The sequence below is a fragment of the Halococcus saccharolyticus DSM 5350 genome, assembly GCF_000336915.1.
GTDB classification, from domain to species: Archaea; Halobacteriota; Halobacteria; order Halobacteriales; family Halococcaceae; genus Halococcus; species Halococcus saccharolyticus.
On sequence record NZ_AOMD01000021.1, the window covers coordinates 330,358 to 355,078 of the forward strand.

Here is a 24,721-nt window from a genome sequence, read left to right on the forward strand (position 1 = left end):
GGTTCAGTTGTTGTAGTCCTCGATCTGTTCGAGTTGACTCTGCAGCGTGCTCATCGCCTGCTTCGGTGGCGCGGACCCGTCCATGCCGGCGTGGACCTGCTGGGCGATTTTGCCCGATTCCTGCGGCCAGACCACGCTGGCAGGACGGGGAATCGAGTTCTTCCCGGCAACCTGGAGCGTATCGATGTACTTGCCGACGGTAGGGATTTGCTTCGCCTCTCGTGTGGCGAGGAGCTGTTGGTTCGGTGGTAGAAGACCGAGTATCTCGAACAGCTTGATCTGGAAGGACGGCTGTGTTAGTGCCCCGACTACCTCCATGGCCTGTTCTTTTTTAGAGGTGTTCGGGTTTACGCCGATGTGCCATCCACCGAGTGCCGCCATCGGGCCGCCGATGTTCTTGTACTTGGAGTTCTGCTCCGTGGTGGCGTAGGGCATCGGCATGACGCCGAGTTTGTCCCCGAGCGCGTCCTCTGCGCCGGCGGCGGCGATCGCGTACGGCCATTGACGCAACGCGACCATGTTGCCGGCGGTGAACGGACTCAGCGAGGAGTCCTCGATCCAACTGAGCACCGCGTTCGGGGAGATCTGCTCGTAACCATCGAGCGTGTTTGGAGCGTTCGACCCGAAGATGAACGTCTTGAGCATTTTGACCGCGTTAATGACGGGCTGTTCATTGACCGTCACGGGCCGATTGCCGACGGGGCCGAGCAGGGTGTCGCGGCCACCGAAGTACGCGCCACCCCAGCTGCTCATGAACTCATTGAAGTTACAACAGGAAAGCCCCTCGTAGATGTTTCCCTGCCAGCCAAAGCCGTAGTTGACGCCCGACTTCTCCTTCGTGTCGGCGACGATTTTCGAGAACCGCTTCCAGCGCATCGACTCGGTCGCCCAGTTCTCTTTTTCGGGGCTGTAGCCGGCGTTTTTCACCAGATCCTTGCGATAGAGCATACTCCCGAAATCCACGTACATCGGGACCGCATACAGGTTCCCGTTCGGGCTCTTCGCTGTGTTGACGCTGGCCTGGAAGTACTTGTTGTTGATCCGGTTGAGCAACTCTTCGGGCAGTTCGTTGCTGAGGTTGAGCAGTTGGCCGCGGTTAATGTAGTTCAGCGTCCATCCGCTGTCCATGTCGAGGAGGGCTGGTTCCTCGAGATCGGCCGAAAGCCACCGCGTGTACTGCGATTGGCGCTGGTCAGTACTGGCGGGACCGGCGACCATCTGCAGGTTGACGTCATTTGACATCCCCGCGTTGCGGAGTGCCTTTTTTATCGCGGTGCTCTCGCCGGCCATATCCGTGCTGGTTATCCACCTGATGGAGTTCGATCCCGCCTCGCTTCCGCCGACCGTACAACCGGCAAGCGCCGTCGCGGCCCCGGATGCACCCGCCGCTTTCACGAAATCGCGCCGGGTAACACCCCTGTCGGATGTTCCTGAACGTGTGTTACCACCATTCATCACCTTTGATCGAACAGGATAGACTCACTTATAACTACTGGACTTACAACACCCGTTGTAAATAAGGTGAATCGGTCTGTTGTCGGCGGATTCGATCGTGACGCGGGTCGCTTCGATGGGTTCGAGGATCGCGCCCCAGCCACCGACCCGGTGGGTCCGCTCGTCCGTTTCGAGTGTGAACATCGCCTGCCCGGCGAGTTCGGCGAGCGGGATCGGCTCCGCTCCCACTCCTCGATCGCCCGGGTAGGACACCTCGGTGATCTGGCCCATCAGATCGCGGCGATCGCCCGTCTCGGTGGCGTAGCCCTCGACTCGCGCCACGATCTGTCGTCCTTCCGCCAACAGAGGCTCGATCTCCCTGATACACTGCCTGATGTCGACGTACTCGGCCGGCAGCGAACCGATGGTCGGAGTGGCGTAAATGGGATCCCAGACCTCCCAGAGACAGGTCAGGAAGTACCAGTGAAAGACGTACGCGTGGGTTCGGTCGTCGACGAGCACGCCGTACTGGTTGACCGAGGCCGTGTGGGGGCCGAAGCAGGCCCGTGTGCGGTCGACGAGCACGATGAACGGTGCAGGGAGCGGACGGTGGCGTGCTTCGGTGCAGACGTCTGCGAGCGTCTCGGCGTCGAGAAGGTCGCCCGGGTCGTCTGCGCCATCGGGGCCGGTGTGAATCGACAACCGGACGTTCACCCCGCGTTCGTGGGCCCTTTCGAGCGTCGGGCGGAGATCGGCGAACTGCTCGGGCGAGAGCGAGAGTTGGGCCTGGAATTCGGCCTCTCGGAGGAACCCCCGGGCTCGATCGAGCACCGTCTCGAACCTGGTGACGATGCTCGCCTCGTTCGACGCCGGCGGGGTGCGCTCCCAGCGGCGTTCGATCTCGTCGGCGGCGTCCACGAGCCGAGTCGCGCGCGATCGGAGGTCGGAGAGCACGTCAGCCGGACTGTGGGCCCGGACGTGGAGCGAGCCCTGCTCGTAGGTCTCGACGTATCCCTCCTCGGCCAGACTCCGGACCACATCGTAGATCCGTGGGTCGGGGACTCCGCTTGCCTCGGCAACCGTGGTCGCCGACGCCGCGCCGAGGTCGAGCACGGTCACGTACGCTTCGGCCTGGTACGGCGACAGCCCGGCGTCTTCAAGCGTCGCCCGCAGTTCGTCGGCGTCCATCTCCTCGTCCGTCACGGGCCCGATCCGCTCCGCCGGCTCATTTCGTATCGGCGCGGACGAAAGTCACGGGACACGGCGCGGAGAGCATCACTTTCTGGGCTGTCGAGCCGAACACTGCCTTGCCGGCGGGCGAGCGCTGCCGGCCGCCGACGATCACGAGATCCGCGTCGGCCTCCTCGGCCAACCCTACGATGCTGTCGCCGTGGTCGCCGACCGCACCGCCGACGGCGTGGTCGACGCCGGCGTCGTCGAGCCGCTCGGCGAGTTCGCGAATGGTAGCGTGGCGGTCGGCGACGTCGTTCGGCGACACCTCGCTGGTCGTGGTGTCGAACCCGAGTCTGTCGAGGGATTCGGCGTACTCGTCGTCGGTGAAGACGTGACCCAGCACGACGGTCGCCGCCGATGGTCTGGCGATGTCGACGGTCTCCTCCGCGAGGCGATCGATGCGATCCGCGTCGCCTGGCCCGACCGCGAGCACGACGGTTTCGAGTGCCATATCACCCTCTTTCGGATAGCTCTACATAATACTACGGGCGGCCGGCCGTGTTCCGACACCCACTATCCACAGTCAAAGATGCGAACTTCCGCGACTCGACGATATTAACTGTAGTGCGAGAATCGTGACGAATGAACGCTGTTTGACGCACGGATCGGCGAACGGCTTTTCTCCCCATTGATGCTATTGGTAGCGATGGATTCGCCGCAACGGCCCGAGACGGGCCTGCGGGTGACACTCGACATCTGGCATCCCGACTGCTGGACGCTGTCGGTGACCGAAGAGCGTGACGGGGGACTGCTCGGCCACGGCGTCTACACCATCGACGGGGCGGCCACCGGTCGGTTTACCGTTTACGGCGAGACGACTGCCGCGATCGAAGAGCTGATCGACACGATCCGGGCCTCGCCCCTGACCGAGTCGGTCTGGGAGACTGACCGTCCGCACGCGACCGACACGGCGGTCCCCGGGAGCGCGAGTCGTGCGCTCGTCGTGCGCTACGAAATCGAGAACTCGATCAACGACGCGCTCGTCTCGCGCGGGTTCATCCCCGACGAGCCGGTCCGGATGCACGGTGGGAGAGAGTACTGGACGGTCATCGTCGACACGGATCGCGAGACGCTCGGCGAGCGCCTCGACGCCATTCGCGAGGCGAAAGCCGCCGAGATACGGGTCGAGGACATCGCGGTCGCGCAGGGCGGGCCAGGCGTCCTCCCGACCGACGACCTCTCCGAGCGCCAGCGCGAGGTCTTCGAGCTCGCGAGGCAACGGAACTACTACGCGTGGCCGCGGGAAGTGAACGCCGTCGAGCTGGCCGACGAGCTCGGCGTCTCGAAGGCGACCCTCCTCGAACACCTCCGAAAGGCCGAGGCGAAACTCCTCGGGCACGAGTAGGCCGTCCACGGTAGAGGGAAGGGGATGGAGAGAGCGAGCCGTTCATGAGAGGGAGGGGTGTTATTCCTCCGCTCTTGTGTGCGATGGCATGGCACGATCGACATCGAAAGACGATCGGAGTCTCGATCGCGACATCGGTCCGCTCGGGGCGATGAGTACCGTCGTCGCCGGCACGCTCGGGGCCGGACTGTTCGTCACGCTCGGGACCGCAAGCGCGACGACCGGGCCGAGCGTCATCCTCGTGGTGGCGGTGGCGGGAGCGCTCGCGACGGCGATCGCGATCAACTACTCGTGGATGGCGACCGTCTTTCCGGGTGCGGCCGGCTCGTACGCTTACGTCTCGCGGACGTTCAACAATCGCTTGCCCGGCTTCCTGGTCACGTGGTCGAAGTGGCTCGGCTACATGGCCGCCGACGCGGTGCTCGCCATCGGGTTCGGTAGTTATTTGCAGGTGTTCTTTCCCGACCTCATTGCCGGCCAGAGCGAGGTAGCGCTCGTCGGGTTCGGGCTCCTCACCGTGCTCTTTCTCGTGAATCTCGTCGGCTCGCGCGGGTACAGTCTCGTCCAGAACGTCATCTTCGGCCTGCTCGTGCTCTCAATCCTCGTCCTCATCCTCCCGGGAACGTTCGCCATCGAGACGGCGAACTACCAGCCCTTTTTCACCGGCGGTGCGGACGGGTTCCTCGCCGCCGCCGTCCCGCTGTTCTATGCGTACATCGGGATCGCGGTCGCGGGCCAGATGGGCGCAGAGGTGAAGAATCCCTCCCGTAACCTCCCGCTGTCGATGGTCGGCGGGACGTTGATTCTGACGGTACTGTACATGTGGACGGCGGCGGTCATCTACGGCGTCGTGGCGGATTACACCGTGCTCGCCGAGTCGGCCCGCCCGCTCGCGGACGCCGCCGAGACGTTCCTCGGTGCGGACGCCTCCGCCATCGTCGCGATCGGCGGCGTGCTCGCGACCGCTTCCAGCGTGAACGCGGTCATGGCGGCGGGGATCAAGATGCCATACTCGTGGTCGTGGGACGAGGTGTTCCCACAGTGGTTCTCGGCGGTCGGCGATCGGTTCGGGTCGCCCCACTGGTCGCTGCTCACGCTCTACGTGGTGTCCTCGGCGCTGACTTTCTACACTACGGGGCTCAATCAGGCGATCAAGATCGCCACGTTCAGCTACCTCATCGCCTATCTCGCCGTCTCGGTCACGCTGCTCTACGCCCGCTACGCCAGGCCGGAGGTGGTCGAACGGGCCGGATTCGATCTCGGCGGCGGACTTCTCGTCTCGGGCGTGGTCGGCACGCTCGGAGCCGGCCTGTTGCTCACGCAGGCCTATCAGGGCTCGCTCACGGTGTACGTCCCGTGGATCGTCGTCGGCCTCGTCGTGTTCGGCGTGTACTGGTATCGCGGTCGTCAGTCCGGCACCGACGTCGAGGCGATCCTCGACACCCTGCCGGGAGTTCCCTCGGCCGAGTACGACCCCGACGTCCGGGAGGCGTCGACCGATGACTGACGGCTCTGCCGATACGTCCAACAGCGAGAGGACCGATCCGGGCGCACTCGCGGAACGGATCGACCACGACGAAACCATCGAACTCCTCCAGGAGCTCGTCCGCATCCGCAGTCCGTACTTCGAGGAGGAGGCGATCACCGAGTTCGTCTACGACTGGCTCGACGCGCGCGGGCTCGACCCCGAGTATCACGCGGTGAGCGAGCCCGAGATCACTGGCTTCGAGGGGAACAACGTCCTCGCGCGACTCGAAGGCACGGACCCCGACGCCCCGACGCTGCTGTTGAACGCCCACATGGACACCGTCGAACTCGTCGAGGCGTGGGAGGAGGATCCGCTCTCGGGACGCATCGAGGACGGCAAGCTCTACGGTCAAGGTGCCTGTGACATGAAGGGCGGACTCGCGGGGATCATGGTCGCGTTCGAGGCCCTCGCCGCGGCCGACATCGATCTCGCGGGCGACGTCCTCTTTACCGCCGTTGTCGACGAGGAGGGTCCCTACGGGCTGGGCGCGAACCAGCTCATTCGTGACTCCGTCACCGACGACTGCGACGCCGCCATCGTCACCGAACCCGGGCCGATCCTCGCCCAGCGGGATCTCGAAAATCCGGCCCTCCTGCTCGGCGCGCGCGGACGATTTCTCTACGACATCACCGTGACCGGCGAGGCCGCCCACGGCTCCCAACCCGAGAAGGGAACGAACGCGGTGGTCGATGCGGGTCGCCTCGCCGCTGCGCTCACCGAGATCGACGTCGGCACCCACGAACTGCTCGGCGACGGATCGGTCTGTCCGCTGAAGATCGAGGGCGGCGGCGAGACCCTCTCGGTGCCCGAAGCCTGTCGCCTGCTCGTCGATCGGCACGTCGTCGTCGGCGAGACCGAGGACGTGGTTCGGGCCGACGCCGAAACCGTCGTCGCGGAACTCGGCCTCGATTCCGCCGTCGAGATCGACTTTCGGGAAGCGCCCGCGCCGGACGTTCGCTACGGCCCGTACGTCACCGATGCCGACGATCCGCTCGTGGATGCGCTGCGGACCGGCGTCGGGGCTGTCACCGGCGACGACCCGGCCATCGGGTACTTTTCGAGCGTCGGCGACTTCAACTACTTCGGCCATCGGGCCGGTCTTCCAACTGTGATTGTCGGCCCCGACGGCGAGAACATCCACGGGGCCGGGGAGTTCGTCTACACCGACGAGGTCGTCGACGTGGCGCGCATCGTCACCGCCGGCTGCGTCGCGCTGCTGGCCTGACGGTCGCGTTCATTCTGCCGCTCGTGCGCCCGTCCCGGGGCGGTCCGTCCCGGCGAGGTCGATCACGCCATCGGAGATCGGAACGCCGTCGTACGGATCGTCGGCGAGCAGCAGGGAGCCATCGAGGTCGGCGTAATCGAGCAACGGCGTGAGGTGACAGGCGGCCGCGATCGCGGCGTTCGACTCGATCATGCAGCCGAGCATGACCTCCAGCCCGTGCGCGCGGGCGGCGTGGATCATCCGTTTCACCTCACGGAGCCCGCCGCATTTCATGAGCTTGATGTTCGCGATGTCCGCGTGCCCGGCGATCCGGGGAACGTCCGCGAGCGTCACGCAGGACTCGTCGGCCGCGATCGGGAGCACGGAGCGTTCGTGGACGTATTCGAGACCAGCAGAGTTTTCGGCCGGAACGGGCTGTTCAACGAACTCGACACCGAGATCCGCGAGGGTCTCGATCATGTCAACGGCCTCGTGGGGCGTCCACGCCTCGTTCGCATCCACCCGGATTCGGGCGTCGGGGGCCGCGGTTCGCACTGTGTCGACGATCTCGTGGTCACGTTCGGTGCCGAGTTTGACCTTCAGGATCGAGTGGCCGGCGTCGACCGCCGCCGCGGTCTTCTCGCGCATCCGTTCGATATCGTCGAGCCCGATGGTGTACGACGTCGATACCGTTTCACTGGGGTCAAGCCCCCAGTAGCGATAGAGCGGGAGATCGAGGCGCTTGCCGACGAGATCGTGGAGTGCGATCGAGACCGCACACCGCGCGGCGGGGTTCGCTCGAACCGTCTCCCGCAACCGGTGCTCGATCCGACCTAAACTGTGGGGGTCGTCGACGTCCTCGACGACCGCGAGGAGATCAGGGAGCACCGCTTCGACGGTGGCCGCGGTCTCGCCGTAATGTGAGGAGGGTGCAGCCGCCCCGACCCCGGTCGTTCCGTCGTTGTCCGTGATACGCACCACGACGTTCTCGGCGACCGTCTGCGTCTCACGCGAGATGGTGAACGGGTCGTCGAGATCGAGCGCCATCCGTTCGAACTCGGTGTCGAGCGTCACAGGATTTCCTCCAACACATCGTCGATGTCGAACCGGACCGGGTCGGTCGCGGGTGCGTCGATCGCGTCGGCGTAGTCGGCGACCGCGGCGCGGGCTGCGTCGTCGGTCTCGACACTGCGGGTGTTGAGCGCGCCGGCGACCACGTTCGTCTCGTGAACCGGCTCTGCAAGGTTCTCGTAGAGATCGAGATAGCTCGAAAGCGGCGGGAGCGACACGTCCTCGTAGCCGTGAATCGCCTCGCGACCGGCCTCGTGGCAGAGCACCAGCTCGTCGGCCATCGCGCCGTGGAGGATGGCACACGTCACGCCCGAATAGGCAGGATGGACGATCGAGCCCTGGCCCTCGACGAAGAGATAGTCGTGATCGTCGCCTCGGTCGAGAATCATCTCCTCGACCGCGCCAGCGGCGAAGTCGCTTATCACGCGGTCGATCGGCAGTCCCCATCGCTCGATCATGATCCCTGTCTGGCCAGTGGGGATGAACCCACAGTCGACGCCGCGGTCGCGTGCGGCTTCGTAGAGTTCGCGCGTCGCGGTCATCTTGCCCACTGAGCAGTCGGTGCCGACAGTGAGAACGATCTCGGCGTCGACATCGGCGGCGATTCCGTCGCTCACCGTGAGATCGGCGGGTGGTTTGCGGACGTCCCAGAGCTCACAGTCGTGTTCGTCAGCGAGGCTGCGGAACTCCTCGTCGTCTTCGAGGAAGTAGTGGAGACCCGAAGTGACGTCACAGCCGCGTTCGAGGGCTGCTCGGACGTCGGGCCGCCACGAATCCTCGAACCCGCCACCGATGGGTGCGATCCCGACGATCAGTTCGTCACACGCCCCGACGTCGTCCATCCCGGCGACGATCGGAGCGTCCTGAACGTCCGGAAGGAAGTCATTGACGCGCTTGCCGGCGTTGTCACGGTCGAGGACGGCGGTGATCTCGGTATCGTCGTATCGGAGGATGCTCACCGCGGTCTTCGCTCGGTCGGGGAACTGCTCGTGGGCGAGTAAAACGACGCTCATGGCTACGGCGACGCGAACTGGTGGCTTAAAATCCTCGTTCGGTGCCAGCGGTCGGCCTCGGCGAATCCGCTATTCGAGGGTAATCGAGACCGAACGACTAACATCGGGGTTCCCGTTCGTGCGATCATGCCATCAGAAGACGACGTCCGCGTCTGGCTCGTCGAGCGCGGCTACAACAACCGCGACCTCATCGTCCTCAAGTACGCGACGGCCGAGGGCGACCGCGTCTTCCGGCGGGAACTCGCTGCACAGGCCATCGATATGGACGAGGTGACTGCTGGCAAAGACGTCTCACCGGACAACCTCGAAGCGGTGACGGAGACCGAGGTGCAGGAACGGTATGCGGCCGAAGCACACCGGATGGCCGACGAACACGATCCCGACGACACGATCTGATCGTCGGCGATTCGGGCGGGTGATCCGAGCGCTTTAGTGTGAATCTTGCCTGGTCCACGGCGTGTACGCACTCACCAATGCAGTCGTTCACACGGCGAGTTCACGCGGGACGGTCGAGGGCGGCGTGCTCGTCGAGGGAAGCGAGATCCGTGCGGTGGGCGATATCGACGTCCCCGATGAGGCGGACGTCCTCGACTGTGATGGCAACCACATCACACCGGGCCTGATCGACGCCCACAGCCACGCCGGGATGGCCGAGTGGGGTGAACCCGAGGACGGCGACATCAACGAGTTGACCGATCCGGTGACACCGCACGTCTCGGCGCTCGACGGCTTTCATCCCCACGACAAGGAGCTCGATCACGCCGTCAGAAGTGGCGTAACGACCGTGAGCGCCCGGATGGGGAGTGCGAACGTGATCGGTGGCGTGATCTGCTCGATGAAGACACATGGAAATCTCGCCGACGAGATGTTCCTCCGCGAGGACGGGATGAAGGCGGCGATGGGCGAGAACCCCAAACGGGTTCACGGCGAGGAGCACGACCGCGAGCCCGCGACCCGCTCGGGCGTCGCGGCTACCCTCCGGGAGGCCCTCATGCGCGCCGAGGACTACAAGGATCGCCGCGACCACGCCGGCGACAGCGGCGAGCCGTTCGAGCGCGATCTCGGGATGGAGAACCTCGCACGGGTGCTCGACGGCGAACTCCCACTCCGAGTCCACGCCCACCGTGCCGACGACATCATGACGGTGTTCCGGATCGCGGCAGAGTTCGACATCGAGGACCTCTCGATCGAGCACGCTACCGAGGGCCACCTGATCGCCGAGGAGTTCGCCGAACGTGACGTGCCTGCCGTCGTGGGTCCGAGCGCGTCGAGCGCGACCAAGTACGAACTCTCGAACATCACCTTCGAGACGCCCGGCCTACTCCACGAGGCGGGCGTGACGGTCGCCATCCAGACCGACGCGCCCGTCCTCCCCCAGCAACATCTCGACGTCTGTGTCGGGCTCGCGGTCCGGGAGGGACTCCCCGCCGAAGCCGCGCTCGACACCGTGACTCGGAACGCGGCCGCAATCCTCGGGATCGAGGATCGCGTCGGCACGCTCGAAGAAGGCACCGACGCTGATCTCGCGGTGTGGGACGACGAGTTCTATGCGTTCGACTCGACCGCTCAGCACGTGTTCGTCGACGGTGAGCACGTCTTCGATCACGAGCGCGACAAAACCGATCTCCGCGAGGAGTGGGAGCGGTAGGTCGTCGTACCAACGCCACACCGGCGTTCGCCAGTCCGATCGCCCCACACCCTCCGCCGTGGTAACACGTTTCGACCAATCCTGGCCATAAAATATTTACAATAGGTCGAGGAAGGACGCGTTACCGAGGAACAAACCAACCCATGACTGACGAAAAATCAACATACGACGTGACCAGACGCCGGCTCTTGCAGGGGACCGGCGCGATCGGCATCGCCGGGTTGGCCGGTTGCCAGAGCGCCACCGCTCCCGAGGGTGGAAACGGTAGCGGAAACGGCAGTGGCGGGGGCGGTGGGAACGGTAGCGCTGGCGAAAACGGTAGCGCCAACGAAAGCGGCGGTAGTGGCGGCGGTGGCGGCGGCCAACTCACGTTCGCCCAGGTCAAGAGTCCGATCGAGTTCGATCCGATCGTCCTGAACGACGTTCCCTCCGATCAGGTCGCCTCGCTGGTGTTCGATCCGTTGTACCGATGGAACGAAGCGGGCAAGGAGATCGTTCCACAGATCGCAGCGAAGCAGCCCGAAGTCGAGAACGGGGGCCAACGCTACGTCGTCCCGCTCAACGAGAACGCGACGTTCCACAACGGTGACCCGGTGACCGCGGAGGACGTGGCATACACCTTCACCGCCCCGGTCGAGGAGGAGACCGAGAACGCCGCCAACTTCAACATGATCGACACCGCCGAGGCCGTCGACGAGAAGACGGTCCAGTTCGATCTGAAGTACCCCTTCGGGGCGTTCAACAGCTACCTCGCGGCCAACGTCGTGCCGAAGTCGGTCCGTGAAGAGGACAAACAGGCGTTCAACACCAAAAACCCGGTCGGAGCCGGACCGTTCTCGTTCGAGGGGTGGCAGGAAGGCGACTTCGCACGCGTGAAGCGGTGGGACGACTACTGGGGCGACCCCATGCCGAATCTCGCGGGGATCGAGTTCGTTCCGGTCGAGGAGGGGACCACCCGGGTCACCACTCTCAAATCGGGCGAGAACGACGTCATCGAAGAGATCCCGCCGAAGTCGTGGAGCACCGTGGAGAACATGGGCAACGCGTCGATCGACGCCGTTCCGGGCGTCGGCTACTTCTACCTCGCGTTCAACTGTAAGAAGGGACCGACCGCGGACCCGAAGGTCCGCGAGGCGATCGACTACGTCGTCTCGATGGATCAGGCCGTCTCGAACTTCGTCGAACCGACTGGCCTCCGCCAGTACAGTCCGCTGCCGAAGGTCCTCGTCGACGACTGGGACATGCCGATCGAGGAGTGGAAGAAGATCCCCCACGACAAGGACGTCGACAAGGCGAAGTCGATGCTCGACGACAGCGACAACGTCCCGGACAACTGGAACGCGAAGATCATCGTCCCGCCGGACGACAAGCGCGAACAGATCGGCACCAGCGTCGCCAACGGGCTGAAGGAGGCGGGCTACGGCGCGACCGTCCAGCGACTCGACTGGGGGACGTTCCTCGAGAGATACGTCACGGGCGAACCCGACGACTACAACATGTACACGCTCGGGTGGTCGGGCACGCCCGACCCCGACTCGTTCATGTACTTCCTGTTCGCCCAGTCCCAGGCGGGCGTCGGTCAGGGACACTTCTACCAGAACGAAGAGGTCAACTCCGCGATCGTGGACGCCCGGGAGTCGACCGACAGAAACGAGCGGAAGGAGCTGTACCAGCAGGCCATCACGACACTCCTCGAGGATCGCGTGAACCTGCCGGCGTACAACCTCAAGAACAGTTTCGGCGTGAAGAACTACGTCGAGGACTTCACGTCACACCCGGTCGGCAGCTTCAGCATCGCCACCAGTTACAACAACGTCTCGGTCGAGAAGTAATCCCGACCGAAGCGTTTCGATTTCGTTTGCATGCCATCATGACTGATACGACGACCACACGATACCAACGTACCGCTACGGGAGGTGAGCCGTGGGGCTAGCTCGCTACACCACCCGACGGCTGCTACAGGCGATACCGGTGTTGATCGGTATCGTGACGATCACGTTCCTCCTCTCGAACGCCATCCCCGGCAATCCGGCACGCATCATGCTCGGCCCGTCGCCGACACCGGGGCAAGTCGCGGCGATCGAGGCGAAGTACGGCCTCGATCAACCGCTGTACGTCCGGTATTTCAACTACCTCGCGGGCGTCGTCCAGGGAGACCTCGGCCGGAGCCTCTACTATGGGGTGCCCGTCACCCAGAAGATCCTGGAACGGCTGCCGGTGACGTTGCTACTGCTGCTGTCGAGTTTCACGTTCGCTATCGTGGCGTCGATACCGCTCGGCGTCCTCTCGGCGCAGCGACGGAACAAGCCAACCGACCACATCTCGCGAGTCGTCGCGCTGGTCGGCGTGAGCACGCCCTCCTTCTGGATCGGGCTGATGCTCATCATCGTCTTCGCGTTCAAGCTCGGCTGGCTCCCCGCGACGAACCTGATCATGCCGTGGGCGCATCCGCTCCGAGTCGAGGGGGCGACGACGCGTCTCGACGTGGTGGTCGCGTCGGCGAGACATCTCATCCTGCCGACGCTCTCGCTCGGCACGCTCCAGATGGCGGCGATCACGCGGATCGAGCGCTCCTCGATGCTCGAGACACTCTCGGAGGAGTACGTCAGGCTCGCGCGGGCCTACGGCGTCTCCGAGACCACGATCCTCAGGAAACACGCGTTCCGCAACGCACAGCTGCCGGTGTTGACGGTGCTCGGACTCAACCTCTCGACCGCGCTCGGCGGCGCGGTGTTGACCGAGACGGTGTTCAGCATCAACGGGATGGGAACACTCATCCTGACCGGCGTGTACAACCAGGACTACCAGCTCATCATGGGGACGACGATCGTCTTCGGACTGGCGTTCGTGATCGGAGTGATCATCACCGACCTCTCGTACGCGTACGTCGATCCTCGCGTCTCCTACGGGGAACGAGACTGATATGGCAACGAGTGATACCCAATCCGACGAGATGCTCTCCTCGGGTCGGACCGAGGAGACTGGAGCCGACGAGAGCGAACGCGCGGTCAAATCACGGGTCGGGTGGCGCTACACCCTCTCTCAGGTCCGGAGCGACCCGACCGCGCTCGCGGGGCTGTGCATCATCGGTTTCATGACCGCAGTCGCGGTGTTCGCGTACATCGACGCGAAGCTGCTCGACTACTGGTTCGCGAGCACTTACTGGGTCAACCCCGAGGTCGACCCGGTGACCGTCGAGGCACTGTTGCCTCCCGTCGGAGTCGAGAACGCGCTCGGCACCGGGACGTTGGAACACCCACTCGGCACCGACAACCGTGGTCGCGACATCCTCGCCCGGCTGTTTTACGGGACACGGATCGCGATCCAGGTCGGGTTCATCGCGACCGCGTTCGGGCTGTTCGGCGGCGTGATCGTGGGCGCGGTGGCGGGCTACTACGGTGGGTGGGTCGACGACGTGTTGATGCGCGGCGTTGAGACGCTGTACGCCATCCCCTTCCTGATCCTCGTGATCACGTTCATGTCGGTGTTCGGGCGTGATCTCGTCTTCGCGATGATCGGGGTCGGTATCGGTTCGATACCGGTCTTCGCGCGGCTGATCCGCTCGCGCGTGCTCAGCGTGCGCGAGGAGGATTACGTCGAAGCCGCCCGCGCGGCGGGAGTCAGGGATCGTAACATCATCTTCCGGCACGTCGTGCCGAACAGCTTCGCACCCGTGCTGGTTCAGGCCACCCTCCAAGTCGGTGTGAGCATCATCATCGTGGCCGGACTCTCCTTCCTGGGATTCGGGGTCCAGCCACCGACGCCCTCGTGGGGACAGATGCTCGCCCAGTCGCGCAACTACATGCTTCAAAGTGTTTGGTTCAGCCTCTGGCCGGGGCTCGCTATTCTGATCACCGTCGTGGGGTTCAACCTCTTCGGCGACGGGCTCCGGGACGCGCTCGATCCGCGGCTCAACAACTGAGATGCATCGGACAGTAACCACTGGAGACCGGTCGCAACGCCGGCAACGATCGACCGTCGAAGGGACAGTCGCGATCACGAGACGAAACAAGACGACATCATGAGTCAGGAACCACTACTACGCGTCGAAGAGTTGACGACCCACTTCTTCACCGAGGAAGGCGTCGTTCGTGCCGTCGATGGAATCTCCTTTACCGTGAACGAAGGCGAGATCGTGGGGCTGGTCGGCGAGAGCGGGGCGGGCAAGAGTGTCGCCGCGTCGAGCCTCCTCAGGCTGGTCGAGGGTCCCGGCGAGATCGTCGACGGCGAAGTCACGTTCCGCGGCGAGACGCTGTTCGGCGTCGAGGAGCGATCGGATGGCGAACTCGTCCAGCGCGACGAGATGCTCTCGAACGCCGAAATGCGCGAGCGCATCCGTGGCCGGGAGATCGCCATCATCTTCCAGGATCCGATGGAGAGCCTCAATCCCGTGTTCACCGTCGGCGGCCAGCTCCGGGAGTTCATCGAGATCAACCGCGATCTCGGTGCGGACGCCGCGAAACGAGAGGCGATCGACATGCTCCGGGAGGTCGGCATTCCCGAACCGGAAAATCGCTACGACGACTACCCACACCAGTTCTCCGGCGGGATGCGCCAGCGAGTGCTGATCGCGATGGCGCTGTCGTGCGAGCCGAGTTTGATTATCGCCGACGAGCCCACCACCGCCCTGGACGTCACGGTCGAGGGCCAGATCCTCGATCTCGTCGACGATCTCCAGGACAAGTACGACACCAGTTTCATCTGGGTCACCCACGACATGGGCGTGATCGCGGAGATCTGCGACCGCGTGAACGTGATGTATCTCGGCGAGATCGTCGAACAGGCCGACGTCGAGCAGCTGTTCTACGACACCAAACACCCCTACACCTGTCTCTTATACACATCTCTGAGCGGNCTCCCTCGCGCCATCAGAGATGTGTATAAGAGACAGCATCGAGGGCATCATGCCCGAAGCGATCAATCCGCCCTCCGGCTGTCGGTTCCACACTCGGTGTCCGGACGCGCGCGAGGTGTGCGTTCGGGCGCATCCGGACGCGCGAGACGTCTCCGAGCCGGGTGATCCGCCCCACCGCGCCGCGTGTCTGATGCACGACGCGTTCGACGTCGGTTACTGGGACAGCGATCCGATCGCCAGCGACGCCAAGGCCGGGTTCGGCGCGGATCTCACTGCCGACGGCGGGCGTCGCGAGGGCGAGAGCAGTCGGGGCGTTGGGGGTGTGACTGATGAGTGACGCCCGATCACCGGCCGAAACCGACGATGGAACCGACGCCGGCGGCGCGACCGACCGGACGACCGGCACCGACACGCTACTCGAAGTCGACGGGCTGACTAAACACTTCGACCAGGGAAGCGGGTTCCTCTCCGGATTTTTCGACTCAGAGCAGGTGCGCGCGGTCGAGGACGTCTCCTTCGAGATCAGGGAGGGCGAAACCCTCGGCCTCGTCGGCGAATCCGGCTGTGGCAAGAGCACGCTCGCACGCACCATCCTCCGACTCCTCAACCCGACCGATGGTGACGTCTACTTCAAGGGGTCGAACCTCGCCGAGATGGGCGGCGAGGAGCTCCGGGCGCAGCGCCAGGACATGCAGATGATCTTTCAGGACCCTCAGTCGAGTCTCGACCCCCGGATGAAGGTCGGGACCATCGTCGAGGAACCCATGAAAGCCCACGGGATGCTCGACGACGAGGGTCGAGAGGATCGCGCGCACGAACTGCTCGAAAAAGTCGGACTCGATCCCCAACACTACAACCGCCATCCCCACGCCTTTTCCGGGGGCCAGCGCCAGCGGATCAATCTCGCGCGGGCGCTGTCGGTCAACCCCGATTTCATCGTGTGTGACGAGCCCGTGAGCGCGCTCGACGTCTCGATCCAGGCGCAGGTGCTCAACACGATGAACGCTCTCCAGGAGGAGTTCGGGCTGACGTACCTGTTCATCGCCCACGATCTCTCGGTCATCCGGTACATCTCGGATCGCGTCGCGGTGATGTATCTGGGCCAGCTCGTCGAGCTCGCCGAGAAAGAGGAGCTGTTCGAGAACCCCCAACATCCCTACACGCGGGCGCTACTGTCGTCGATCCCCGTTCCCGATCCGCGTGCGGAGGGAACTCGCGGCGTGCTCGAGGGCGACGTTCCGAGCCCGATCGATCCGCCCTCCGGCTGTCGGTTCCGGACACGGTGTCCCGAACTCATCCGCCCGCCGGAGTACGATCTCACCGATCCCCAGTGGGAGGCCGTGCGGGCGTTCATGCGTGCGGTCGACCGTCGAACGTTCGAACCCGAGGGCGAACGGGCGCTTCGCCACCGCTTCTTCGAGGATGTGTCGCTCAGCGGCGAGACGGCCACGATCGTCGACCGGGCGGTCGAAAACGTTCTCTCAGGCGACTGGACGGAAGCGAACCGGCTCTTGGATGAGAACTTCGCCCAACAGAGCGTCTGTGCCCAGGAGGAGCCAGCCTACGATATCGAGCCCGAGCACGGCACCGGGGCGCACTTCGCGGCCTGTCATCTCCATCGCGAGTAGCCCGCGAGTGCGCTCCCGTCACTCGATCCGCACAGTCGTCGTCGCCGACGGCCGTGTGTCGCCGTCGAGCGCGACGAACGCGGAAATCTCGTACTCGCGAGGTTCGGCCGTCACCCACTGACGCTCGGCGGTTCGTTCGAACCGACCGTTCCACTCCCACTCGATGCGCTTTCGCTCGCGGGGACGAAACCCGAAGCTGCTCGGTTTCGAGCGGGTGTAGCGGGTTTCGTCGCTCGCTTCCAGTTCACCGTCGACGCTCCATCCCCAGCGCCGCTGGCGCGGCGTTCGGACCGTGATCGGGACGGGAAGCCGGTTGGTAAACGTGGCGGTGATCGCGATCGGCTCTCCCCGTGCGTAGCGCTCTCGGTCGGTCTCGATCGAGACGTGCAACGCCGCGCGTGCCAGGCGCTGCGGGACGAACCGTCCGAGCGCCGCAGCGAGGTAGTTGCGCGTCTCGTCAAGCCCGTGACGGTCCTCGCGGTCACTAACCGGCACGATCAGTCGATGTCCGTACCGGACGACCGTGGTTCGGCGTTCGTTCGTCGTCGACCCGTCATCGCTTCCTCGTCTACCACGCACGAACTTCGCTCTGCTGGTCGATAGCGCTCGGATTGTTGTCGTCGTAGAGCGAACGGTGAGAACACTCATGATGCCCCCGTCGGTCCACGATGTATGGCACCGACGACACTCCCACCCGCCGAGTTCGAGCGCCGGATCGAACGTGTCCGCGAGAAGCTCGCGGCGACCGACCGCGATACGCTCTGTCTGTTCTCGGCGACCGCCATCGAATGGGTGTCCGGGTTTCATCATCTCCAGACCGAACGACCGGTCTGTCTCGCCATCACCGACGAGGTGGTCGCGATCACCCTTCCGCGGCTCGAACGCGATCGCGCAGAAAGTGATGCCTTCCCGCTGATCGAGCACGTTCAGGGGTACTACGACTATCCAGGGATCGGCGACGCAGACGATCTGGCGGACGCCGCTTCCCGGGAGACGTACCACGAACACCGGTCACGGACCCCCGAAGCGACGATTCGGGCGATGCTCGACGACCTCGGTGCGGAGCGCGTCGCCGCCGACGCGGACGGTGCGCCAGGCCACTGGGGGTACAGTGGGCCAACACTCGGCGAACTCGCCGGTGTCGACGTCGAGACCGTCGAGTGGATCACCGACTGGCGGAAAACGAAGTCAGGTGCGGAGATCGACCTCCTCGCACGCTCGGCGGAGTGGGGCAACCTCGCGCACCGAAAGCTCGCCGAATACGCCGAACCAGGCAACCACGAACTCTGGGTCGCCAAACGCGCCAGCCTCGACGCCTCCATGGCGATGCTCGACACGCTCGGCGAGCGCTACGACTCCCGCCTCCGTGGGGGATTCCCGGCGTCGTGTGGGTTCCTCTCGGGACCGAACACCGCGCTCCCGCACGGCCTGACCGAGAACCGTCGGCTGCGCGAGGGCGACGTGCTCGTCACGGGTGCGACCGCGAACGTCGGCGGCTACGTGAGCGAACTCGAACGCACGATGTTCTTGGGCGAGCCGAGTCCCGAGGATCGCGAACGGTTTGAGGCAATGCTCGCCGCCCAGACTACCGCGATCGAGGAGTCGGGGCCGGGCGTCGCCTGTGCACACGTCGACGGTGCGGTTCACGACGTGCTCGCCGATCGTGGCTTCGCACAGTACGCCCAGCACCACACCGGCCACAACATCGGGCTGGAGGGCCACGAACGCGGGTTCATTGATCGCGGCAGCGACGAGGTAATGCAGCCCGGCCACGTCTACACGATCGAACCGGGCATCTACATCCCGGGCGAGGCAGGCTATCGCCACTCGGATACGATCGTCATCACCGAGGAAGGCACCGAGCGGCTGACCTACTTCCCACGCTCGCTCGACGAGAACGTGATTCCCGTCCGGTGAACCCCGCCACACCACCGGAATCCGGACGGCCGTCCCGTCTTCGAAGCGGGTAAACCACCGCCGTCGTTACCGACTCGTATGTGGCCCTGGGGACATCTCGCCGTCGGCTATCTGTTGTACTCCGGGCTGAGCCGGTGGCGGTTCGACCGACTGCCGGGCAGTGCGGCGACGCTCGCCGTCGCGTTCGGGACGCAGTTTCCCGACCTCGTCGACAAGCCGCTGGCGTGGACGTTCGGCGTACTGGCGAGCGGCCGGTCGCTCACACACTCGCTGCTCACCGCCGTCGTGATCTGTGTACTCGTGGTGTGGTACGCCCGGCGGAGCGGTCACTCCACGATCGGTATCGCGTTCGCGGTGGGCTACCTCTCGCATCCGTTCGCCGACGGCGTGCTTTCGTTCGTCTCCGGCGACTACCAGTATCTCGCGTATCTCGGCTGGCCGCTGCTCGATCTGCCAGAGTACGACACCAGCGCCGGGTTCCTCGCGCGCATCTTGGGTGTGGAGTTCACCCCGTTTTTCGCCCTCCAGATCGTGCTCGTCGCGCTCGCGTTCGTGGTTTGGGGCCGTGACGGGTATCCCGTCCTTGCGGCGTTGCGCGGATGGGTCGTTACGTGGCGTGAACGGGCCGCAGAGCAGTAGCCCGTCCCATCATCCATCCCAGGCCCATCTCACTGACGTCGGCGAGCTACGACGGCCGCACCGCCGAGCAGTGCGAGGACGACGACCAACGCCACGGTGACGGCGATGGGACCCACTCCACCGAGGATTCCACCATCCGTCGCGTCGTCCGCCGCCGGGCGGACCGAGATCGAGGCGCTGTCGGTCACGGCCCGAGTCCCCTCGACGTACGGTCCGTCGGTGCTCCCATTGGTGGCGACGAAATCGAACTCGCCGTTGTCGTTCGAATCGAAATGCGCCATCGCGATCAGCGTGCCGTTCTCGGCGAGCCGCGACTCGTTGAACGACCGGCCGTCGACCGCGTAGAGCGGCACGACGACGTCCTGGTGCGGCCCGGAGCTGAGTTGCTGTGAGACACCGATGACGCTGCCGACGGTGCTGTTGTTCGCGGTGAGGCTCGTGTCGTGGATCGCGACGAACCCGCCCTGCGAGAGGGTGGCCGTGCTGAGGCGCACCACCGACCCGTTCGTGGTCTGGTCGGTGAACACCAGTGTCGCGTTCGGATCCGAGACGCCCTGTTGAGCCTGTTGAGGGTGCTGTGATCGGACGGCATCCGTCGGAAGTGCGGCGGCCGTCCCGGCCATACAGAGGGCGACAACGAGCACCGCAGCGACGTTCGTGGATCGCATGGAGGGACCTGGTGTGTGAGGCGGTCTCATCGGATAAAAATGTCGGGTCGTCGCGGCTGCTCGGTGCGACACCGCCATCGTTACCATCACCGAGGAGGAATCTTCACCCACTGGCCTGTGCTAGCGGATCTTCTGGTCAGCGACCTCATCGACCGATTCTGGGCCGAAAACCAGGAGGACGCCATGGTGGTCGATCCCGACGACGGGTCGGTGGTCGGGCTCGTGACCGCGCCCGACGCGTTCGGAGCGATCACCGGCAATCTCGAGGATCCGCTCGACTGGCCTGATCGATATCGACTGGATCCATCGAGGCGTGTCGGCTCCAAAAGCGTAAATATATAGAAGTATGTCTGACAAAGAATTATACCGGAGGGTGCCACACGAGGTAGGTATGCCGCGTCGCCGCCGTCGACTACAATCCTCGTGGCAGTCACTACTGGGCAAGCTCGTCCCCAGTGCACAGAGGGACGTCGACCGAGCCAACGTCGTCGGGAGCGCACCGATCATCGCCGGCACCGGGTTCGTCCTCAGCCGGACGGTCGCCATCGCTATCGCCGACGCCTCGGCGCTCACCTTCCTCTGGGGGCTCGTCATCGGGCTGGCGTTCGCCACCGCTGGTGTCGTCTTCCTACTCTCGACAGAAACCGACACCCGCCGGGGCGCTCGCACCGTCCGTGCCAGCCGGGTACCGCTCGCGACCGCCAGCGGCGTGTTGGCTCTCTCCTTGCTCACCGGTGCCGTGCTCGGGGCACTCCTGTAACCCCGACGTATCGTACGACTCGGTTTTCCGTTCGTTCGTTCGATTATCCTGAGTGTCTCGACGGGTGTCCATTCGACAATAGGTCGCCGGAGTCGTTCGGTTTTTGGTGTTTCGGGTGGTCAAAGCCAGTGAAATTAAATAGCACGAGTGTCTTGGTTCACGTACAATGAAGTCACTGAAGAGTGTCGAGATGGACTATGCGGAGATCTATCGTACCGTTCTCTCGGAGGCGTCCGGGGAGGTGTTCGTGGTCTTTCCCTCGGCAGATGCTGTGGAGAAACTCGTCGACGTGCTGGACGAACTCGCTGATCCGCCGACGGTTCGGTTGCTCGCGGTCGAGGCCACACTCAAGACCGTCATGGAGGATTTCATCGTTGCCAGCACTACCGCAGATCTCATCGCCGACGAGACGCTCTCGCTACGAACGACCGAATCCACCGGGATGAACTCGCTGATCGTGACCGACGAGACGGTGGTCACGCTCGTGGCCGCTGGGGAGCTGATCGCGGGACTCGGGACCGTCGAGGACGAGTTCGTTGCGAGCGCACGCGAGAAACACACGGCGGCGTTCGAGGAGGCCGAGCCGTTCTCGCTCCGGACGCCGCCGATCTCGCGGGTCCACGAGACGCTCGCCGAGACGTTCGACGACGAGGTCGATGCGGACTTCGGGCGCGTGCTCGAGTCGCTCGACGCCGCTCGCGGCAACGGCGACGGGCTCGACGAAGTGACGATCAGCCTGCTGGTCGCGGCGAAACACGAACTCCAGCTTTACGACATCAGCCGGTGGGGAGAGGACACCGGCGTCGCGAGCAAGGCCACCTTCTCCCGGACGAAGACCAGACTCGAAGACAAGGGAGTGATCGACACCACGAAAGTCCCGATCGACGTCGGCCGACCGCGACTCCGCCTGCTGCTCGGCAACGAGCGGCTCCAAGAGGCCGACATCGACGAACTCGCGGGCATCGCCCAGGAACTGCTCGCGACCGACGACTGAACACCACTCGATCAGTACTCGGAACTCGTGTTACAGCTGTTCTCGACCGTCGTGTAGTCTGTCCCTGCCGTTTCAGAGGTGTATCCGACGTCAGACCAACGCGAGCGGGATCGCGAACGTGACGACCAAGCCGACGACGAGCACGACGGCCCCGATACCGGCCTGACGGGCGGTGAACGCGCTCATCGGGGCGGTTTCGCGCGTCGCGACCGGCTCGACGCTGCCGTGGGTTCCCTCGCCCGCTGCGTCGGGATGGGCATCGCGCTCCTCACGCTCGTCCCCCGCCATCGTCTCCTCTGTGGTATCGGTCGCCTGTTCCTGCCCGAGTTCGGACTCGCGAGGTTCGGTCGGTGTATCGTCGTTGTCGCTCATACCGGACCGACGACAGCGTGCAACTAAAAACACACTGATGACCACTGGCCGAGTCGCCGAACAGGCCAGTCGAAACCGTCAACACCCGGCCCGTCCGAGAGCGAGTATCGGATGCTGACAAAGCGCATCATTCCCTGTATCGACGTCGATCTCGACGAGGACGGTGAGCCGGCAGTGTACACGGGCGTCAACTTCGAGGATCTCGAACACACCGGTGATCCGGTCGAAATGGCGCAGCGGTACAACGAAGCCGGCGCTGACGAGTTCGTGTTCCTCGACATCACCGCCTCGGCCGACGGCCGCGAGACGATGCTCGACGTGGTGTCGAGTGTGGCCGACGAGGTGTTCATTCCGCTGACCGTCGGCGGCGGGATCCGCACCCGCGAGGATATCCGAGAGACGCTCCGAGCCGGGGCTGACAAGGTCTCGATCAACACCGCCGCGCTCCAGAATCCAGGTCTCATCACCGAGGGCGCGACGGCCTTCGGTAGCCAGTGTATCGTGATCTCGGTCGACGCACGCCGGCGGTACGACGAGGCGGGCGAACAGTACGAACGCGTCGACGGCGAGTCGTGCTGGTTCGAGTGCACCGTGAAAGGTGGCCGCGAGGGGACAGGACGAGATGTGGTCGAGTGGGTACGTGAGGCCGAATCCCGGGGCGCGGGCGAGCTGTTCGTCAACTCGATCGACGCCGACGGAACGAAGGACGGTTACGACATCCCACTGACGCGGGCAGTCTGTGATGCTGTCTCGACGCCAGTCATCGCCTCGTCCGGCTGTGGCGGTCCCGAAGACGCCCACGAGGTGTTCGCAGACGCGGGTGCGGACGCGGCGCTCGCCGCATCGATCTTCCACTTCGACGAGTACTCGATCCGCGAGGTGAAGGAGTATCTCGCCGACCGCAGCGTTCCGGTGCGGCTGTGAGGACCACGCTCGACCGAACGATCGCCAGCGTCGTGACTAGCGGGAAGACATTGCTGCGATCGCCACTGTCGTATGTCTGAATCGGACGACGAGGACTCCAGCGGCGGAAGATCACGCGCGGACGCCGTCAACCGGCTCGAACGGGTGATCGATACGCAGATCGATACCGTCGACGATCTCGACCAGAAGGCCGCATACGTCACACGATTCGTCGGTGTGGTTCTGGGACTGGTGCTCACTGCCGTTTCGTTGGCATTCCGACTCGGCGGCGGTGCTCCCACCACGTCCGTGCCAGCGATTCTCGCCGTTGCTGCGGGTGTCGTCGGACTCGTCGCCGCCATCGCCGGAGCGATCGTGACCTACCTCAGCAGCAAAGTCGTCGTCGGGCTTCATCCTCGCGCGGCGAAAACGATCGCGGACGGGGAGTACGGCTACGGCGAGTACAACGCACTCTTGCTCCGATCCTATGCAGATGCCGTCGAACGGAATCGGCAGGTACTGGCAGCGAACGCCCGCCGATTCCGCTCGACGCTCGTCGCGCTTCTCGCGGGGATCACGTATCTCTCGATCGCCGTTCTGTTGTTCGTACTCGCACCGACCGGGGTATGGGGATGGGGTGTTCTGCTCGCAGGTACCCTCGCGCTCGCCATCGTTGCGTGGTATCTGCTCACGGGAAGGTACTTGCGGCTGGAAGTCGACGACTCCAGCAATGAGTGATAGCAGCGACGAGTCCGACGACGAGGGAGTCGTTCGAGACGGCGACGGGAAACCACGATTCCGTACCGTTGCGGTCGAGAAAGGCGGCCGCTCGGACGACGGATAGCTTTCCTCTTCCATCGAGAAGCGTTCGCCAGCCGTGGTGCAGCGGTGCTGCGCCGAACGGCCTGATGTCGACTGCGGTTTCCTAGTGGCTGGCGGCGAGTCACTCGGTCAGCGGGAGGACGATCCCGAAGCCGAACACCGAGACGAAGGCGACGAGGATACCGGCCACCTCGCTGTCGAAAAGTAGGGTTCGCTCCCAGCCGGGAAGTGGTCCAGCCACTGCGGGGCCGAACGCGGAGCCAGCCGCTCCGAGAACGAACAGCGCGACGCCAAGCGCGAAGCCGTATTTCGTCAGTCGTTCATGGTTCAGATCGCCGTATCGACCCATACACGTGGTTCGGGCGGGTGACGATCAAACCGGTTTCGATCCAGTCGCTCGAAACGCAACTGCTTTCGGGCTACGACGAGTAGCGGCGTCGATGAAGGAGACGCTTTTGCAACTCGGGACGGAGTTCGGTGCGGCTGCCGTCCGTGCGATCGGTGCGGTGTGTGCGGCCGCCCTCGGTGTCGTGGTCGAACTGAACGGACTCCAGACGCTCGATACGGGCGTCGGCATCGTCGGTGTCTGGATGACGGCGCTCGGCTGCCTGCTGCTCGTCATCGGGTACGTTCTCGCAAGCGACGCGATCGATCTGTTGCGAGCGAAACGCCAGCCGACGAACTGAG

At 64.6% G+C, this 24,721-nt stretch carries 25 protein-coding genes and 2 pseudogenes; 18 read left to right on the plus strand and 9 right to left on the minus strand.

Going from position 1 to position 24,721, the window contains the following annotated elements; all coding sequences use genetic code 11:
• Window positions 1-3: 3 nt before the first annotated feature.
• Genes C449_RS09870 through C449_RS09880 form a run of 3 tightly spaced genes read right to left on the minus strand, consistent with a single transcriptional unit; the run spans window position 4 to window position 3,118 of the window.
• Window positions 4-1,455, minus strand: a complete 1,452-nt coding sequence (locus C449_RS09870; RefSeq protein ID WP_049914007.1) for an extracellular solute-binding protein — start codon at window positions 1,453-1,455, stop codon at window positions 4-6.
• Between the two features lie 24 nt (window positions 1,456-1,479).
• Complete coding sequence (locus C449_RS09875; RefSeq protein ID WP_049914053.1) at window positions 1,480-2,622, minus strand: TrmB family transcriptional regulator; 1,143 nt, start codon at window positions 2,620-2,622, stop codon at window positions 1,480-1,482.
• 37 nt (window positions 2,623-2,659) lie between these two features.
• Window positions 2,660-3,118 (minus strand): universal stress protein, encoded by a 459-nt coding sequence (locus C449_RS09880; RefSeq protein WP_006077861.1) that lies wholly within the window; start codon window positions 3,116-3,118, stop codon window positions 2,660-2,662.
• A 195-nt stretch (window positions 3,119-3,313) separates the two neighbouring features.
• Here C449_RS09880 and C449_RS09885 point away from each other — a divergent pair, with 195 nt between their 5' ends.
• The 3 genes from C449_RS09885 (at window position 3,314) to C449_RS09895 (ending at window position 6,765) form a co-directional block, all read left to right on the plus strand.
• Window positions 3,314-4,012, plus strand: coding sequence for a helix-turn-helix domain-containing protein (locus tag C449_RS09885; protein ID WP_006077862.1), 699 nt, complete (start codon window positions 3,314-3,316; stop codon window positions 4,010-4,012).
• Window positions 4,013-4,100: 88 nt separating this feature from the next.
• A complete protein-coding gene (locus C449_RS09890) occupies window positions 4,101-5,519 on the plus strand; it encodes an APC family permease (protein WP_006077863.1) in 1,419 nt (472 codons plus the stop codon).
• On the plus strand, window positions 5,512-6,765 hold the full coding sequence (locus C449_RS09895; RefSeq protein WP_006077864.1) for a M20 family metallopeptidase: 1,254 nt from the start codon (window positions 5,512-5,514) through the stop codon (window positions 6,763-6,765). The genes C449_RS09890 and C449_RS09895 overlap by 8 nt, the downstream gene beginning before the upstream one ends.
• 9 nt (window positions 6,766-6,774) lie before the next feature.
• On the opposite strand, the gene C449_RS09900 is transcribed toward C449_RS09895, so the two are convergent.
• Window positions 6,775-7,818 carry a dipeptide epimerase gene (locus C449_RS09900; protein ID WP_006077865.1) on the minus strand — a complete coding sequence of 348 codons (1,044 nt, stop codon included), beginning with the start codon at window positions 7,816-7,818 and terminating at the stop codon, window positions 6,775-6,777.
• Window positions 7,815-8,828, minus strand: coding sequence for a DUF1611 domain-containing protein (locus C449_RS09905; protein WP_006077866.1), 1,014 nt, complete (start codon window positions 8,826-8,828; stop codon window positions 7,815-7,817). The genes C449_RS09900 and C449_RS09905 overlap by 4 nt, the downstream gene beginning before the upstream one ends.
• Before the next feature lie 126 nt (window positions 8,829-8,954).
• On the opposite strand from C449_RS09905, the gene C449_RS09910 reads away from it, so the two are divergent.
• From C449_RS09910 to C449_RS09940, 7 genes and pseudogenes are all read left to right on the plus strand, one after another.
• Window positions 8,955-9,224: a hypothetical protein gene (locus tag C449_RS09910; protein WP_006077867.1), complete on the plus strand. Its 270-nt coding sequence runs from the start codon at window positions 8,955-8,957 to the stop codon at window positions 9,222-9,224.
• Window positions 9,225-9,285: 61 nt separating this feature from the next.
• On the plus strand, window positions 9,286-10,476 hold the full coding sequence (locus tag C449_RS09915; protein WP_006077868.1) for an amidohydrolase family protein: 1,191 nt from the start codon (window positions 9,286-9,288) through the stop codon (window positions 10,474-10,476).
• 143 nt (window positions 10,477-10,619) lie between these two features.
• A complete protein-coding gene (locus tag C449_RS09920) occupies window positions 10,620-12,308 on the plus strand; it encodes an ABC transporter substrate-binding protein (RefSeq protein WP_006077869.1) in 1,689 nt (562 codons plus the stop codon).
• A 91-nt stretch (window positions 12,309-12,399) separates the two neighbouring features.
• A complete protein-coding gene (locus tag C449_RS09925; RefSeq protein WP_193790588.1) occupies window positions 12,400-13,398 on the plus strand; it encodes an ABC transporter permease in 999 nt (332 codons plus the stop codon).
• 1 nt (window position 13,399) lies between these two features.
• Window positions 13,400-14,398, plus strand: a complete 999-nt coding sequence (locus C449_RS09930) for an ABC transporter permease (protein ID WP_006077871.1) — start codon at window positions 13,400-13,402, stop codon at window positions 14,396-14,398.
• 99 nt (window positions 14,399-14,497) lie between these two features.
• Window positions 14,498-15,668, plus strand: a pseudogene (locus C449_RS09935) (ABC transporter ATP-binding protein).
• Window positions 15,661-16,959, plus strand: a complete 1,299-nt coding sequence (locus tag C449_RS09940; protein WP_006077873.1) for an ABC transporter ATP-binding protein — start codon at window positions 15,661-15,663, stop codon at window positions 16,957-16,959. The pseudogene C449_RS09935 and the gene C449_RS09940 overlap by 8 nt, the downstream one beginning before the upstream one ends.
• Before the next feature lie 18 nt (window positions 16,960-16,977).
• Here the strand turns inward: C449_RS09940 and C449_RS09945 are convergent, their stop codons facing one another.
• Window positions 16,978-17,454 carry a hypothetical protein gene (locus tag C449_RS09945; RefSeq protein WP_241430103.1) on the minus strand — a complete coding sequence of 159 codons (477 nt, stop codon included), beginning with the start codon at window positions 17,452-17,454 and terminating at the stop codon, window positions 16,978-16,980.
• Between the two features lie 177 nt (window positions 17,455-17,631).
• On the opposite strand from C449_RS09945, the gene C449_RS09950 reads away from it, so the two are divergent.
• Both C449_RS09950 and C449_RS09955 read left to right on the plus strand, forming a co-directional pair.
• Complete coding sequence (locus tag C449_RS09950) at window positions 17,632-18,876, plus strand: M24 family metallopeptidase (RefSeq protein ID WP_006077875.1); 1,245 nt, start codon at window positions 17,632-17,634, stop codon at window positions 18,874-18,876.
• Between the two features lie 78 nt (window positions 18,877-18,954).
• Window positions 18,955-19,515: a metal-dependent hydrolase gene (locus C449_RS09955; protein ID WP_006077876.1), complete on the plus strand. Its 561-nt coding sequence runs from the start codon at window positions 18,955-18,957 to the stop codon at window positions 19,513-19,515.
• A gap of 29 nt (window positions 19,516-19,544) precedes the next feature.
• On the opposite strand, the gene C449_RS09960 is transcribed toward C449_RS09955, so the two are convergent.
• Window positions 19,545-20,183, minus strand: a complete 639-nt coding sequence (locus C449_RS09960) for a DUF7282 domain-containing protein (protein WP_006077877.1) — start codon at window positions 20,181-20,183, stop codon at window positions 19,545-19,547.
• Window positions 20,184-20,300: 117 nt separating this feature from the next.
• Here C449_RS09960 and C449_RS19000 point away from each other — a divergent pair.
• The 3 genes and pseudogenes from C449_RS19000 to tbsP all read left to right on the plus strand — a co-directional run.
• Window positions 20,301-20,525, plus strand: a pseudogene (locus C449_RS19000) (hypothetical protein); the annotation flags it as partial.
• 49 nt (window positions 20,526-20,574) lie between these two features.
• A complete protein-coding gene (locus C449_RS09970) occupies window positions 20,575-20,943 on the plus strand; it encodes a hypothetical protein (RefSeq protein WP_006077879.1) in 369 nt (122 codons plus the stop codon).
• Window positions 20,944-21,109: 166 nt separating this feature from the next.
• Window positions 21,110-21,937, plus strand: a complete 828-nt coding sequence (gene tbsP / locus C449_RS09975) for a transcriptional regulator TbsP (RefSeq protein WP_006077880.1) — start codon at window positions 21,110-21,112, stop codon at window positions 21,935-21,937.
• Window positions 21,938-22,027: 90 nt separating this feature from the next.
• Here the strand turns inward: tbsP and C449_RS09980 are convergent, their stop codons facing one another.
• Window positions 22,028-22,309: a DUF7550 family protein gene (locus C449_RS09980; RefSeq protein WP_006077881.1), complete on the minus strand. Its 282-nt coding sequence runs from the start codon at window positions 22,307-22,309 to the stop codon at window positions 22,028-22,030.
• Window positions 22,310-22,420: 111 nt separating this feature from the next.
• On the opposite strand from C449_RS09980, the gene hisF reads away from it, so the two are divergent.
• Both hisF and C449_RS09990 read left to right on the plus strand, forming a co-directional pair.
• Complete coding sequence (gene hisF, locus C449_RS09985; RefSeq protein WP_006077882.1) at window positions 22,421-23,233, plus strand: imidazole glycerol phosphate synthase subunit HisF; 813 nt, start codon at window positions 22,421-22,423, stop codon at window positions 23,231-23,233.
• A 72-nt stretch (window positions 23,234-23,305) separates the two neighbouring features.
• A complete protein-coding gene (locus C449_RS09990) occupies window positions 23,306-23,950 on the plus strand; it encodes a hypothetical protein (protein WP_006077884.1) in 645 nt (214 codons plus the stop codon).
• A gap of 205 nt (window positions 23,951-24,155) precedes the next feature.
• Here C449_RS09990 and C449_RS09995 read toward each other — a convergent pair whose 3' ends face one another.
• The gene (locus C449_RS09995; protein ID WP_006077886.1) at window positions 24,156-24,383 is read right to left on the minus strand and encodes a DUF7860 family protein; all 228 of its coding nucleotides are present in this window, start codon (window positions 24,381-24,383) and stop codon (window positions 24,156-24,158) included.
• A gap of 91 nt (window positions 24,384-24,474) precedes the next feature.
• Between C449_RS09995 and C449_RS10000 the strand changes: the two genes are divergently transcribed.
• Window positions 24,475-24,720: a hypothetical protein gene (locus C449_RS10000; RefSeq protein ID WP_006077887.1), complete on the plus strand. Its 246-nt coding sequence runs from the start codon at window positions 24,475-24,477 to the stop codon at window positions 24,718-24,720.
• The last annotated feature ends 1 nt before the right edge of the window (window position 24,721 follow it).

Bases quoted from the DNA above. Each gene is read 5' to 3' on its own strand.
- C449_RS09875 (WP_049914053.1), bottom strand. From the start codon at position 2,622: ATGGACGCCGACGAACTGCGGGCGACGCTTGAAGACGCCGGGCTGTCG.
- C449_RS09905 (WP_006077866.1), bottom strand. From the start codon at position 8,828: ATGAGCGTCGTTTTACTCGCCCACGAGCAGTTCCCCGACCGAGCGAAG.
- C449_RS09940 (WP_006077873.1), top strand. From the start codon at position 15,661: ATGAGTGACGCCCGATCACCGGCCGAAACCGACGATGGAACCGACGCC.
- C449_RS09895 (WP_006077864.1), top strand. From the start codon at position 5,512: ATGACTGACGGCTCTGCCGATACGTCCAACAGCGAGAGGACCGATCCG.
- C449_RS09980 (WP_006077881.1), bottom strand. From the start codon at position 22,309: ATGAGCGACAACGACGATACACCGACCGAACCTCGCGAGTCCGAACTC.
- C449_RS09995 (WP_006077886.1), bottom strand. From the start codon at position 24,383: ATGGGTCGATACGGCGATCTGAACCATGAACGACTGACGAAATACGGC.
- C449_RS09950 (WP_006077875.1), top strand. From the start codon at position 17,632: ATGGCACCGACGACACTCCCACCCGCCGAGTTCGAGCGCCGGATCGAA.
- C449_RS09890 (WP_006077863.1), top strand. From the start codon at position 4,101: ATGGCACGATCGACATCGAAAGACGATCGGAGTCTCGATCGCGACATC.
- C449_RS09920 (WP_006077869.1), top strand. From the start codon at position 10,620: ATGACTGACGAAAAATCAACATACGACGTGACCAGACGCCGGCTCTTG.
- C449_RS10000 (WP_006077887.1), top strand. From the start codon at position 24,475: ATGAAGGAGACGCTTTTGCAACTCGGGACGGAGTTCGGTGCGGCTGCC.
- C449_RS09910 (WP_006077867.1), top strand. From the start codon at position 8,955: ATGCCATCAGAAGACGACGTCCGCGTCTGGCTCGTCGAGCGCGGCTAC.
- C449_RS09970 (WP_006077879.1), top strand. From the start codon at position 20,575: ATGCCGCGTCGCCGCCGTCGACTACAATCCTCGTGGCAGTCACTACTG.
- C449_RS09885 (WP_006077862.1), top strand. From the start codon at position 3,314: ATGGATTCGCCGCAACGGCCCGAGACGGGCCTGCGGGTGACACTCGAC.
- C449_RS09870 (WP_049914007.1), bottom strand. From the start codon at position 1,455: ATGAATGGTGGTAACACACGTTCAGGAACATCCGACAGGGGTGTTACC.
- C449_RS09930 (WP_006077871.1), top strand. From the start codon at position 13,400: ATGGCAACGAGTGATACCCAATCCGACGAGATGCTCTCCTCGGGTCGG.
- hisF (WP_006077882.1), top strand. From the start codon at position 22,421: ATGCTGACAAAGCGCATCATTCCCTGTATCGACGTCGATCTCGACGAG.
- C449_RS09990 (WP_006077884.1), top strand. From the start codon at position 23,306: ATGTCTGAATCGGACGACGAGGACTCCAGCGGCGGAAGATCACGCGCG.
- C449_RS09880 (WP_006077861.1), bottom strand. From the start codon at position 3,118: ATGGCACTCGAAACCGTCGTGCTCGCGGTCGGGCCAGGCGACGCGGAT.
- tbsP (WP_006077880.1), top strand. From the start codon at position 21,110: ATGAAGTCACTGAAGAGTGTCGAGATGGACTATGCGGAGATCTATCGT.
- C449_RS09960 (WP_006077877.1), bottom strand. From the start codon at position 20,183: ATGCGATCCACGAACGTCGCTGCGGTGCTCGTTGTCGCCCTCTGTATG.
- C449_RS09955 (WP_006077876.1), top strand. From the start codon at position 18,955: ATGTGGCCCTGGGGACATCTCGCCGTCGGCTATCTGTTGTACTCCGGG.